A 12,522-nucleotide genomic window follows, 5' to 3' on the forward strand; every position below is an offset into this window, starting at 1 on the left:
ATAAGGCCGTCTGAAAAAACATTCTTCAGACGGCCTTGCCTATTCAATCAAAATCAGTCTTTCAACTTCGCCAACTGAGTTTGAACTTTCGCCATTTTGTCTTCCAATTCCGCCAAATCGGCTTTGTCTTTTTCCACCAAATGTGCCGGGGCTTTTTCGGTGTAGCCGGGTTTGGAGAGTTTGGCGTTGAGTTTGTCCAAGGCTTTTTGCAGCTTCTCGGCTTCTTTGCTCAAACGGGCGGTTTCGGCGGTTTTGTCGATTTCGACTTTCAGCATCAGGCGCGCGCCGTTGCAGACGGCGACGGGGGCGTCTTCCGCTTCGGGCAGGCTGTCCACCAGCTTGGCTTCAGTCAGTCGGGTGAGCGACGGCAGGTATTTGAGCAGGCCTTCGAGTTCTGCGCTGCCTTCGACGAAGAGCGGCGCTTTGACGTTTGGCGCGATACCCATTTCGCCGCGCAGTTTGCGCACTTCTTCCACCAAGTCTTTCAATGCGGCCATTTTATCGAAGGCCGTCTGAACGATTTGTTCTTTATCGGCTTGCGGATAGGCGGCCAACATGATGCTGTCGGCGGTTTTGGCATTCGCCAGAGGCGCAACGACCTGCCACAGCTCTTCGGTAATGAACGGCATGATTGGGTGCAGCAGGCGCAGGATGGTTTCGAGTACGCGCACGAGGGTGCGGCGTGTGGTGCGCTGGGTTGTCGGGCAGCCGGTTTGGATTTGCACTTTTGCTAGCTCGATGTACCAGTCGCAATATTCGTTCCATACAAATTCGTACAGCGTTTGCGCGGCAAGGTCGAAGCGGTAGGTTTCAAAGGCTTCGGCAACGGCGGCTTCGGCTTGTTGCAGTTTGCCGATAATCCATTGGTCGGCAAAGGTAAACGCCAACGGCTGCATTTCGTCTTGACCGCAGTCTTTATCTTCGGTGTTCATCAACACGAAGTTGGTGGCGTTCCACAATTTATTGCAGAAATTGCGGTAGCCTTCGGCGCGTTTGAAGTCGAAGTTGACGCTGCGGCCGAGGCTGGCGTAGCTCGCCATGGTGAAGCGCAATGCGTCCGCGCCCATGCTCGGAATGCCTTCAGGGAAGAGTTTTTTGGTTGCTTCTTCCACTTTCGGCGCGGTTTCGGGTTTGCGCAGGCCGGTGGTACGTTTTACCAGCAGTTTTTCCAAATCGATGCCGTCGATCAAATCCACAGGGTCGATGACGTTGCCTTCGGATTTGGACATTTTTTTGCCTTCGTGGTCGCGCACGATGCCGTGGATGTACACGTCTTTAAACGGTACTTTGCCGGTGAAGTGGGTGGTCATCATAATCATGCGCGCCACCCAGAAGAAGATGATTTCGTAGCCGGTAACCAAGACGTTGGACGGCAGGAAGGCTTTGAGTTCGTCGGTTTCAGACGGCCAGCCGAGCGTGGAGAACGGCACGAGCGCGGAGGAGAACCATGTATCCAATACGTCTTCTTCGCGGGTCAAACCGGTTTTGCCGGCTTGTTTTTCGGCTTCTTCCTGATTGCGGGCAACGTAAACATTGCCTTCGTTGTCGTACCATGCAGGGATTTGATGACCCCACCACAGTTGGCGTGAGATACACCAGTCTTGGATGTTGTTCATCCATTGGTTATAGGTGTTGACCCAGTTTTCAGGGATAAAGCGCACCGCGCCGCTGTCGACGGCTTTTTTGGCTTTGTCGGCGAGGCTCAATCCTTTGAATTCGCTGTCAGGCTCGCCACCGTTTGGCGTGGCGGACATGGCGACAAACCATTGGCTGGTCAGCATCGGCTCAATCACTGAGCCGGTACGGTCGCCTTTCGGCGTCATCAGCGTGTGCGGTTTGATTTCGACCAAGAAGCCTTGTTCCTGCAAATCGGCAACCATTTGTTTGCGCGCGGCAAAGCGGTCCAAACCTGCGTATTTTTCAGGCAGGGCAAAACCTTGTTGCGCTTCGCCTTTGAAGTTGAACACTTCAGCGTTTACCAGCACTTTGGCTTCCAAGTCGAACACATTAATCAGGCGCGTGTCGTGGCGTTTGCCGACTTCGTAGTCGTTGAAGTCGTGCGCAGGCGTGATTTTCACGCAGCCTGTGCCGAAGTCTTTTTCAACGTATTCGTCCGCAATCACGGGGATAGTGCGGCCGGTCAGCGGCAGGATTAATTCTTTGCCGATTAAGTGAGTGTAACGTTCGTCTTCGGGATTGACGGCAACGGCCACGTCGCCCAGCAGCGTTTCGGGACGGGTGGTCGCCACGATAACGGCTTCGGCAGGATTGTCGGCCAACGGATAGCGGATGTGCCACATAGAGCCTTGTTCTTCCACGCTTTCCACTTCCAAATCAGATACTGCCGTACCTAAAACCGGATCCCAGTTCACCAAGCGTTTGCCGCGGTAAATCAAGCCTTGCTCAAACAGGCGCACAAACACTTCGGTCACGGTTTCGGCACGCACGTCGTCCATCGTGAAATACTCACGCGTCCAGTCGGCAGAGCAGCCCACGCGGCGCATTTGTTGGGTAATCGTGCCGCCGGAAACTTCTTTCCATTCCCACACTTTTTCCAAGAATTTTTCACGGCCCAAGTCATGACGGGACACGTTTTGCGCGGCAAGCTGACGCTCGACCACGATTTGCGTGGCGATGCCCGCGTGGTCGGTGCCGGGAATCCAGGCGGTGTTGCAGCCTTTCATGCGGTAGTAGCGGGTCAGGCCGTCCATGATGGTTTGGTTGAAGGCATGGCCCATGTGCAGCGTGCCGGTTACGTTGGGCGGCGGCAGTTGGATGGAGAAAGACGGTTTGGTCAAATCCATATCAGGCTGGAAATAGCCCTGCTCTTCCCAGTTTTGATAATGTTTGGATTCGATTTCGGCTGGATTGTATTTGTCTAACATGATGGAACTTTGTGAAATTAAGGTTATTTTTGATGTGCGGATTATAACGCAAAAAGGCCGTCTGAATCATTTCAGACGGCCTTTGGCATACGGGTTTTAAAAACGGAACAATACCAGGCTGACGGCAATTACCGCCATTCCTGTTGTCAGGCCGTAAACGGTTTCATGGCCGTCTGAATAGCGCTTGGCGGCCGGCAGCAGCTCGTCCAATGCCAAAAATACCATCACACCGGCTATCACGCCGAATACCGAACCAAACACGGCAGGCGATAGAAACGGCTGTAAAACCAAATAGCCCAATGCCGCCCCAAAGGCTCGGCCAAGCCGGATAGCAGGCACGCCCATACCGTTTTCTTACGGCTGCGGGTGGCAAAATAAACCGGCGCGGCGATGGAAATGCCCTCCGGAATATTATGGATGGCAATCGCCAAGGCCAAAGGCATCCCGACCGCCGGATTTTCCAAGGTGGCAAAAAACGTCGCCAAACCTTCGGGGAAATTGTGCGCCGTAATCGCAAACGCCGCCATCATGCCGACTCGCGCAATATGGCGGCGTTTGCTTTCTTGAAACGACGGGTCTTGCGCGTCTAAGGTTTCATGCGGGTTCGGCACCAGGCGGTCAATCAGCGCGATGCCACCCATCCCAGCCAAAAATGCCATGGTCGCCGCCGCAAACGCGTGGTCTTTATCATAAATTTCAGCAAACGCCTCACTGGATTTACTGAAAATCTCCGTCAGGGAAACATACACCATCGCACCGCCGGCAAATGCCAAACCAAACGACAACACGCGCGGATTAGGCGTTTTGGAAAACATCACCAAGCCGCTGCCTAATACGGTAAACAAACCGGCAGCCAACGTGATGGAAAAGGCAACGGCCAAATTGGACATCGAAAAATCGGGCATGAGAAAACCTGCACTAAAAGCTGGGACAGGTTCAGACTAACACTTTTTAATGCATATGATAATAGTTATTATTTATTTTATTGATTGGATACATGGATTTTAAACAAAAGGCCGTCTGAAAAATAATTTTCAGACGGCCTTTAAATTTGAAACATCGCTAAACCTTATCGCTTTCCAGCTTAAGCCCGATAGCGCGACAGGCTCAAATCGTCGCTTCGGATTTCGGTGTCTTTGCCGCTCACGATATCGGCAGTTAATTTTGCCGAACCCAGCGACATGGTCCAGCCCAAAGTGCCGTGGCCGGTATTTAGGAATAAGTTTTCAAAGCAGGTGCGTCCGATTAACGGCGTGCTGTCGGGCGTCATCGGTCTGAGGCCGCTCCAGAACAATGCTTGTTTCAAATCGCCGCCTTCGGGGAACAAGTCGTTGACGACTAAAGCCAAGGTTTCGCGGCGTTTTTCGGGCAGTTTGATTTCATATCCCGACAATTCCGCCATGCCGCCGACACGGATTCTGTTGTCAAAGCGCGTGATGGCGACTTTGTAACTTTCATCTAAAACGGTGGACACCGGCGCGCCGTCTGAATTGGTGACCGGCAGGGTCAAGGAATAGCCTTTGACGGGATAAATCGGCAGACTGAGATCCAACTGCGCCAAAACAGTCCTGCTGAAGCAGCCGAGCGCGCAGACAACGGCATCTGCTTCAAACCGCCCTTTGTCGGTTTCAACGGCTTTGATGCGCAGTCCGTTGTGGTCAATGCGGCTGATGGTTTGGTTGAAGTGGAACTGTACACCTTTTTCCTGACACAATTTGTATAGATTTTCGGTAAACAGATGGCAGTCGCCGGTCGCGTCTGCAGGCAGGTGCAGGCCACCGGCAATTTTGGCGGTAACGCGTGCCAGCGCAGGCTCAAACTCTGCGCATTCTTCGGGTTTCAGACGGCGGTACGGTACGCCGTAGCGTTCTAAAACGGCAATGTCTTGCTCTGCCGCTTCGACTTCTTTGGCTTGGCGGAAAATCTGCAATGTCCCTTTTTTGCGCCCTTCAAAATTCATGCCGGTTTGCGCTTCAAAACGGTGGAACATTTCTCGGCTGTATTCGGAAATCCTGACCATGCGCTCTTTGTTGGTTTGATAGCGCGCTGCCGTGCAGTTTTGCAGCATTTGCCACAGCCATTCGATTTGATACAGGCTGCCGTCAGGGCGAAACAGCAAAGGCGGATGGCTTTTAAACAGCCATTTCAGTGCTTTGGTCGGGATACCGGGTGCAGCCCAAGGCGTGGTATAGCCGTAAGAAAGCTGGCCTGCATTGGCAAAACTGGTTTCCATCGCCACGCCCTCGGCGCGGTCGATGACCGTTACTTCATGTCCTGCTTCTGCCAGATACCACGCGGAAGATACGCCGGCAACTCCGGCACCTAAAACAAGCACTTTCATTTTTCTCCTCCTCTGACTTTTTTCAAAACAAACTTAATAACATCGGGCCGTCTGAATGTTCAGATTCAGACGGCCTTGGATATTAATGCGGCAATTCGCCGTTTTTGATTTTTTGTTTGAAATCGCGCGTTTCATTGACGATGACTTTCGCCATCAATAAAAGCGCAATCAGGTTGGGCAATGCCATCAAGCCGTTGAATGTGTCCGAAGCCAGCCATACCAAATCAAGGCTCAACACGGTTCCCAGCATAACTGAAGAAACATAACCGACGCGGTACAAACCGGCAAACTTCTCGCCGAATACATAAACCGCGCATTTCTCGCCGTAATAACACCAGCCGAGAATGGTTGAGTAGGCAAAGAAAATCAGGCCGATGGTGACAATCCAGCCGCCGATGCCGGGCAGCATTTTTTGGAAAGTAACGGTTGTCAGCGCCGCGCCGCTCAATTCAGGTTTCACAAACTCGCCGCCTGCGCCGAGCAGACCCATGACCAACACGATACCGGTAATCGAGCAGACAACGATGGTGTCCAAAAACGTACCGGTCATGGAAACCAAAGCCTGACGAACGGGGTGGTCGGTTTTCGCGGCGGCGGCGGCAATCGGCGCAGAACCCATACCCGCCTCATTGGAGAACACGCCGCGCGCCACGCCGTAGCGGATGACCGTACCGATGGCGCCGCCTGCCACAGCTTGCGCGCTAAACGCATCGGAGAAAATCAGTTTGACGGCAGGCATCAGTGCATCAGAATTCACGATAATAATGGAAATACCGCCCACTACATAAAATACTGCCATGGCAGGCACGATAAAGGACGCGGCTTTGGCGATGCCCTTAATGCCGCCCAAAAGCACAATGGCCGTTAATACAGTCAATATCACGCCGGTGTAGGCAGGTTCGATACCGAAGCTGGTTTGCACTGCCTGCGCAACCGAGTTGGACTGCACCGAGCTGCCGATACCGAATGAAGCGAATGTGCCGAACAGCGCAAACGCGATGGCCATCCATTTCCAGTTTTTGCCCAAGCCTTTTTCGATGTAATACATCGGGCCGCCGGACATTTCGCCTTTGGAATTGGTGACGCGGTATTTCACCGCCAACACACCTTCACCGTATTTGGTGGCCATGCCGAAAATGGCGGTCATCCACATCCAAAATACCGCGCCCGGGCCGCCGGTTACCACCGCAGTTGCCACACCGGCGATGTTACCCGTACCGATGGTAGCGGACAACGCGGTCATCAACGCCGCAAAATGGGAAATATCGCCTTCGTGCTCTTCGCCGTCTTCATGCTTCTTTGACGGCACAAACGCCTGTTTCAGCGCATAACCCAACATAGTGAACTGCAAGCCTTTCAGCAAAACGGTCAGCAAAATGCCCGTACCGACCAGCAGCATCAACATAATAGGTCCCCAGACCCAGCCGCTGATGGTTTCAAAAAGGCTTTGAGATTGTCTAAAAACAATTGCATGGCTTTCTCCTTTGTCTGTTTTATTTTTTTATGCACTACTTTTTGTAGTGTCATGTAATTTCAGCACAGAATATTCAATAAGACAATATCTTTCTTTTTAAAAAGATTTTTGAGGTTTTACCCTAAAAAGATATCTATTTAGACCGGCCAAATTGTTTACAATCCGCTAAAAATAAAGGCTGCGGCCGAGACAAAATGCCAAATGAAAGTTAATTAACCATCAATTAAGACTGCAACAATTAAAATGACACAATCGACAAATGGCACATTATTGAAAAATACAAACACGCAAATCTTGTTTTAAAAAAGCCTCAGGCCGTCTGAAAGATGGTTTTCAGACGGCCTGAGGCTTGTTAATTATATTGATAAAATCAGGTTGATGAATGTTGCCCAAGCAACTGCGCCAACAGTCGGGCAAAGCGTTCCGTCGCGCCTTCGCTGGTGTGCAAATACAGGGCTGGCTCGATGAGTTCCAATTCATTGAGCAGGAAGGTGTCGCCGACCAATGTACCGTCCACTCGGGCGTAAACCGGCATTTGCGGCAAGGCAGCCAGTACGTCTTGCGCGGCACGGACGGCAAACTCGGGCGGCTCAATACCGAATACCGACACACCATAGGCCGAGTTGGCGCGCCATTCACCTTGCGGCGGCTGACGGCGCACGGCATGGCTGAATACGCCGTTGAAAAACACCAGCGAGGTTTCACCCGCCGTTTCGATTTCACGGATATAAGGTTGAACAATCATACCTTGCGGATAATCCGCCATATCCACGTCCAATGCGTCCGCACAAACTTTAACCACGCCTTTGCCGCTCTGCCCGAATGCCGGCTTGATGACCGCTTCCGTCCAGCCCTGTTGGTTCAGAATGTCCGCCAATTCAGTTTTTTGCGGCGGAACGAACACGCTGGGAATCACTTGCGCTCCGCGCGCCGCCAAATCGCACAAATAAGTCTTTTCCATATTCCAAGCCATCAGCTCGGGCAGATTGATAAAACGCTGCCCTGCCTGCCCGGCATGCTCCAGCCATTGGCGGAAGGCTTCGGGTTCGGCGGCATAATCCCATGCGCACAAAGGCAGTAAAAACGGCGCGGACGGATGGTTTTGCCACGCATCAAATACGGTTTTCACGCCCATGCTTTCCAAGCATGCCGCCAATGTTTTCAGGTTGTTCGATGATTCGGGATAGGTTTGGCAGGTAATGAGTGCCAAAACGGTTTGCTCGGTCATGGTTGCCGCCTCATTGCTAAAACCAAAATTATATAGCGAAATCAAACCAAAAGATTTTCAGACGGCCTGATACATGAGGCCGATTCTGATAAAATGGTTTTCCCCTTTTCCGTCGGAACATGCTCATGAAATCTGCTCACGTCCTTGTCTGGTTCCGCCGCAACCTCCGCCTGCACGACAATGCCGCGCTTAATGCCGCCGTTGCAAGCGGTTTGCCCATCGCCTGCGTCTGGGTCAGCCAAAGGCCGTCTGAAAACCACAATCCGCGTCAAAGCCTGTTCCATTATCAAGCCGCGCAAGAGCTGCATACCCGTCTGGCGGCGCACCATATTCCTTTATATGTCGTCGCTTCCGACGAAGACCTCCTCCCCTTGGCTGCTGCGCTCAATGCCCATACCGTCATCACAGACGAAGCCTACACCGAAGCCGAAATCCGCCAAGACAACCACCTCTGGCACAATTTCGACCGGGCAGGCATTGCCCTGCAACACGCCACCGACCGCGGCATTTTGGCCAAATCCCCCCTCATGGATGCCAACGGCCTGCCCTACACCGATTTTGCCGCCTATAAACAAGCATGGTTGCAGGCTTATTCAGGACAAAGGCCGTCTGAAACCGAATTGCCTGTTCAAACCGGACAAAACGTTCCACTGTTTCCAGCCCATACCGGCGCGGTATTGCCTGCCTATCAACAGGGTGGCGAAACCGCGGCCTTAACGCAATGGCACGCGTTCAAACAGAATTTGGTTCACTATCCGATTACCCAAAACTTTCCGGCACGAAAAAACACCAGCCTCCTCAATGCCTATCTGTCCGCAGGCTGCATTTCCCCACGCCTGCTGGCTGCCGAAGGATTGGCAAATCGACATTTCGAGTGGCTGGACAAACTCATTTTCCGCGACTACTGCTACCAGCTCGCCTACCACCGCCGCCTGCCCGAAACAACCGATGCCGCTCCGGTACGCGAATACTGGCGACACGGCCAAACCGGCGTACCCATCATCGACGCCTCCATCCGCGGCCTCGAAGCCACCGGCCACTTACACCCCGTTCTCCAGCAGCTGTGCGCCCACTATTTCTGCCATGCGCTCAACCTAGACCCCAACCAAGGCATCGCGTGGACAGCCTCCGTCCAAACCGGCACCGACCCTGCGCTCAACCAAGCCAACTGGCAACTTGCCGCCCAAGACACGGCCACCGTCCGCTATGCCCATCGTTCGCACCAAATCGACCCCGACGGCAGCTACATCCGCAGTTACCTCCCCGAATTGGCGCACCTGCCGTCCACCCTCATCCACACGCCGTGGGCCGCCGCCGACGACATCGACACACACGGCTATCCCTTTCCCAAGGCCGTCTGAAACCTACGTTCACACCAAAAAACCACACTAAATACAGCTGAAAAACGTTCAAACAAAATATTTTGGTTTCAGACGGCCAAACAGATTGAATAGCCAAGATTTACACGGTAAACTTACGTCATTAAAAAATTTTATTATTTCATTACAATGAAACCCGCATTCGACATAAAAACGTCACGTTTGGACGTCTTATCCATCCATCTGCACACCGCAGATCTAACCGAATTGGAAGAATTCCTGCGCCAACTGGCAGGCCAATCCCAAGACGAATTCGTTCCCTTCATTTTAGACGTACAAGATTTCGACCACCCTGAATCCATCGATTTGGGCGGCATGATTTCCCTGTTTGCCCGTTACGGCATGCAAATCTTAGGGCTGCACCACACCAGCGATACCTGGGCGGCAGCGGCGGCGCGTTACCACTTGGTCTTCAAACAAGGCAACTCCACCCAGGCAGCCGACACACAGGCAGCGCCTACTCCACGCCAAGCACCGCAGCCGCAAGACGTACAAGCCACCGTTATCAACAATCCGACCGTATTGGTCAGCACGCCCGTACGTACCGGCCAGCAGGTTTACGCTGAAAACGGCGACCTCATCGTTACCGGCATCGTCAGCCAAGGTGCGGAACTTATCGCCGACGGCAACATCCATATTTACGCCCCCATGCGCGGCAGAGCGTTGGCCGGTGCAAAAGGCAACACCAACGCGCGCATCTTTATTCATTCCATGCAGGCCGAATTAGTCTCCGTTGCCGGTATCTACCGCAACTTCGAGCAAGACCTGCCCGAGCATCTGCACAAAAAACCCGTACAAGTATCATTGCAAGACAACCGACTGGTTATCAGCGCAATCGACGCCGAATAAACATCAGTACTTAAAAAGGAAATATCGTGTCCAAAATCATCGTAGTAACTTCAGGTAAAGGCGGCGTAGGCAAGACCACTACCAGCGCCAGCATCGCAACCGGCCTGGCCCTGCGCGGCCACAAAACTGCCGTGATCGACTTCGACGTCGGTTTGCGCAACCTTGACCTGATTATGGGTTGCGAACGCCGCGTCGTATACGACCTCATCAACGTCATCCAAGGCGAAGCCACACTCAACCAAGCCCTGATTAAAGACAAAAACTGCGAAAACCTCTACATCCTGCCCGCCTCGCAAACCCGCGACAAAGACGCACTGACCCGCGAAGGCGTGGACAACGTGATGAAAGAGCTGGCCAGCAAAAAAATGGGCTTCGAATTCATTATCTGCGATTCCCCTGCCGGTATCGAACAAGGTGCACTGATGGCACTCTACTTTGCCGACGAAGCCATTATTACCACCAATCCGGAAGTATCCAGCGTCCGCGACTCCGACCGTATCTTGGGCATTTTGCAAAGCAAATCCCGCAAAGCAGAACAAGGCAGCACTGTTAAAGAGCACCTGCTGATTACCCGCTACTCCCCTGAGCGCGTGGCTAAAGGCGAAATGCTGTCTGTACAAGACATCTGCGATATCTTGCGTATTCCGTTGATCGGTGTGATTCCTGAATCACAAAACGTCCTGCAAGCTTCCAACGCCGGCGAACCTGTCATCCACCAAGACAATGCCGCAGCAGCAGAAGCCTACAAGGACGTTATCGCCCGCCTCTTGGGTGAAAACCGCGAAATGCGTTTCCTCGAAGCTGAGAAGAAAAGCTTCTTAAAACGACTGTTCGGAGGTTAATACATGTCACTGCTCGATATGCTGTTCGGCAGAAAGCCGAAAACCGCCACAGTCGCGCGCGACCGCCTGCAAATCATCATCGCGCAAGAACGCGCACAAGAAGGCCAAGCTCCGGACTATCTGCCAACCCTGCGTAAAGAGTTGTTGGAAGTCCTGTCCAAATACGTCAACGTATCATTGGACGACATCCGCATCTCCCAAGAGAAACAAGACGGCTTGGACGTTCTTGAGCTGAACATCACCCTGCCGGAACAAAAAAAGGCTTAACACATGACCTTGACCGAATTGCGTTACATCGTAGCCGTCGCACAAGAACGTCACTTCGGACGTGCCGCACGACGCTGCTTTGTCAGCCAGCCCACCCTCTCCATCGCCATCAAAAAGCTGGAGGAAGAGCTGTCGGTATCCCTGTTCGACCGTAGCAGCAACGACATCATCACGACCGAAGCGGGCGAGCGTATTGTTGCCCAAGCCCGCCGGGTTCTGGAAGAAGCAGAACTCATCAAGCACCTTGCCAATGAAGAGCAAAACGAATTGGAAGGCGCATTCAAACTCGGCCTGATTTTCACCGTTGCCCCCTACCTTCTGCCCAAGCTCATTACCGCGCTGCGTGAAACCGCACCGAAAATGCCGCTGATGCTGGAAGAGAACTATACCCACATCCTGACCGAGTCGCTCAAACGCGGCGATGTCGATGCAATCGTCGTTGCCGAACCGTTCCAAGAGCCGGGCATCGTGACCGAGCCTCTGTATGACGAACCTTTCTTCGTCATTGTTCCCAAAGGCCATCACTTTGAAGAACTCGATGCTGTTACGCCTCAGCTTTTGGGCGAAGAACAAGTGTTGCTGCTGTCCGAAGGCAACTGTATGCGCGACCAAGTGTTGGCGAGCTGTTCCGAATTGGCTTCCAAACAGAAAATCCAAGGTTTGACCAATACCCTGCAAGGCAGCTCCATCAACACCATCCGCCACATGGTTGCCAGCGGTTTGGCCATCAGCGTCATGCCGGCTACCGCATTGACCGAAAACGACCATATGCTTTTCAGCATTATCCCGTTTGAAGGCACTGCACCGCACCGCCGTGTCGTTTTGGCCTATCGTCGCAACTTTGTCCGTCCGAAAGCACTGACTGCTTTGCGTACTGCCATTTTGCAATCGCAACTGACCGGCGTAACCTTCGTCAACGAATAAACCGCAAAACAAAAGGCCGTCTGAACATTCAGACGGCCTTTTTATTTTTAACCGAATAAAGGATTAGTAGCGGGTATGAACCTGACTGCCGATAACACCACCCAAAGCCGCACCACCCAAGGTAGAGCCGGTATCGCCACCAATCAAGTTACCTGCCACACCACCCAATACCGCACCAGCAGCAGTGTTGCGTTGGGTTTGAGTCATATTGGCACATGCACCCAAAGAAGCGGCCAGCATGATCAAGGTCACAGTTTTTGCAAAAGTTTTCTTCATGGTTTGATTCTCCATCAGAGGTTAAGCTTTATATGGAGCAGTATGGCACAACCTTTC

At 52.7% G+C, this 12,522-nt stretch carries 10 protein-coding genes and 1 pseudogene; 5 read left to right on the top strand and 6 right to left on the bottom strand.

Annotation, left to right across the window (positions count from 1 at the left end):
• Positions 1 to 53: 53 nt before the first annotated feature.
• The 5 genes and pseudogenes from KCG54_RS10485 to KCG54_RS10505 all read right to left on the bottom strand — a co-directional run bounded on the left by KCG54_RS10485 (position 54) and on the right by KCG54_RS10505 (position 7,928).
• A complete protein-coding gene (locus tag KCG54_RS10485) occupies positions 54 to 2,885 on the bottom strand; it encodes a valine--tRNA ligase (RefSeq protein WP_254324137.1) in 2,832 nt (943 codons plus the stop codon).
• A gap of 96 nt (positions 2,886 to 2,981) precedes the next feature.
• Positions 2,982 to 3,790 (bottom strand): annotated as a pseudogene (gene zupT, locus KCG54_RS10490) (zinc transporter ZupT).
• Positions 3,791 to 3,969: 179 nt separating this feature from the next.
• Entirely contained in the window at positions 3,970 to 5,226 is a 1,257-nt protein-coding gene (locus KCG54_RS10495; protein ID WP_254324138.1) for a D-amino acid dehydrogenase, read from the bottom strand.
• Between the two features lie 82 nt (positions 5,227 to 5,308).
• Positions 5,309 to 6,631, bottom strand: coding sequence for an alanine/glycine:cation symporter family protein (locus KCG54_RS10500; RefSeq protein WP_432761007.1), 1,323 nt, complete (start codon positions 6,629 to 6,631; stop codon positions 5,309 to 5,311).
• Between the two features lie 439 nt (positions 6,632 to 7,070).
• Positions 7,071 to 7,928, bottom strand: a complete 858-nt coding sequence (locus KCG54_RS10505; RefSeq protein WP_254324139.1) for an ATP-grasp domain-containing protein — start codon at positions 7,926 to 7,928, stop codon at positions 7,071 to 7,073.
• 125 nt (positions 7,929 to 8,053) lie between these two features.
• Here KCG54_RS10505 and KCG54_RS10510 point away from each other — a divergent pair, with 125 nt between their 5' ends.
• The 5 genes from KCG54_RS10510 to KCG54_RS10530 all read left to right on the top strand — a co-directional run bounded on the left by KCG54_RS10510 (position 8,054) and on the right by KCG54_RS10530 (position 12,189).
• Complete coding sequence (locus KCG54_RS10510) at positions 8,054 to 9,289, top strand: FAD-binding domain-containing protein (RefSeq protein ID WP_254324140.1); 1,236 nt, start codon at positions 8,054 to 8,056, stop codon at positions 9,287 to 9,289.
• Between the two features lie 147 nt (positions 9,290 to 9,436).
• The gene (gene minC, locus KCG54_RS10515) at positions 9,437 to 10,156 is read left to right on the top strand and encodes a septum site-determining protein MinC (RefSeq protein WP_004520214.1); all 720 of its coding nucleotides are present in this window, start codon (positions 9,437 to 9,439) and stop codon (positions 10,154 to 10,156) included.
• A gap of 26 nt (positions 10,157 to 10,182) precedes the next feature.
• The gene (minD, locus tag KCG54_RS10520) at positions 10,183 to 10,998 is read left to right on the top strand and encodes a septum site-determining protein MinD (protein ID WP_049348491.1); all 816 of its coding nucleotides are present in this window, start codon (positions 10,183 to 10,185) and stop codon (positions 10,996 to 10,998) included.
• 3 nt (positions 10,999 to 11,001) lie between these two features.
• Positions 11,002 to 11,265, top strand: coding sequence for a cell division topological specificity factor MinE (gene minE / locus KCG54_RS10525; RefSeq protein ID WP_003680625.1), 264 nt, complete (start codon positions 11,002 to 11,004; stop codon positions 11,263 to 11,265).
• Between the two features lie 3 nt (positions 11,266 to 11,268).
• A complete protein-coding gene (locus KCG54_RS10530) occupies positions 11,269 to 12,189 on the top strand; it encodes a hydrogen peroxide-inducible genes activator (protein ID WP_049330768.1) in 921 nt (306 codons plus the stop codon).
• Positions 12,190 to 12,252: 63 nt separating this feature from the next.
• Here KCG54_RS10530 and KCG54_RS10535 read toward each other — a convergent pair whose 3' ends face one another.
• The gene (locus KCG54_RS10535) at positions 12,253 to 12,465 is read right to left on the bottom strand and encodes a glycine zipper 2TM domain-containing protein (RefSeq protein WP_003684747.1); all 213 of its coding nucleotides are present in this window, start codon (positions 12,463 to 12,465) and stop codon (positions 12,253 to 12,255) included.
• Between the last annotated feature and the right edge of the window lie 57 nt (positions 12,466 to 12,522).

Origin of the sequence: Neisseria subflava (assembly GCF_024205705.1) — a bacterium.
GTDB lineage: Bacteria > Pseudomonadota > Gammaproteobacteria > Burkholderiales > Neisseriaceae > Neisseria > Neisseria subflava_D.

Bases quoted from the DNA above. Each gene is read 5' to 3' on its own strand.
- KCG54_RS10535 (WP_003684747.1), bottom strand. From the start codon at position 12,465: ATGAAGAAAACTTTTGCAAAAACTGTGACCTTGATCATGCTGGCCGCT.
- KCG54_RS10485 (WP_254324137.1), bottom strand. From the start codon at position 2,885: ATGTTAGACAAATACAATCCAGCCGAAATCGAATCCAAACATTATCAA.
- KCG54_RS10510 (WP_254324140.1), top strand. From the start codon at position 8,054: ATGAAATCTGCTCACGTCCTTGTCTGGTTCCGCCGCAACCTCCGCCTG.
- minE (WP_003680625.1), top strand. From the start codon at position 11,002: ATGTCACTGCTCGATATGCTGTTCGGCAGAAAGCCGAAAACCGCCACA.
- minC (WP_004520214.1), top strand. From the start codon at position 9,437: ATGAAACCCGCATTCGACATAAAAACGTCACGTTTGGACGTCTTATCC.
- KCG54_RS10505 (WP_254324139.1), bottom strand. From the start codon at position 7,928: ATGACCGAGCAAACCGTTTTGGCACTCATTACCTGCCAAACCTATCCC.
- KCG54_RS10495 (WP_254324138.1), bottom strand. From the start codon at position 5,226: ATGAAAGTGCTTGTTTTAGGTGCCGGAGTTGCCGGCGTATCTTCCGCG.
- KCG54_RS10530 (WP_049330768.1), top strand. From the start codon at position 11,269: ATGACCTTGACCGAATTGCGTTACATCGTAGCCGTCGCACAAGAACGT.
- KCG54_RS10500 (WP_432761007.1), bottom strand. From the start codon at position 6,631: ATGTTGATGCTGCTGGTCGGTACGGGCATTTTGCTGACCGTTTTGCTG.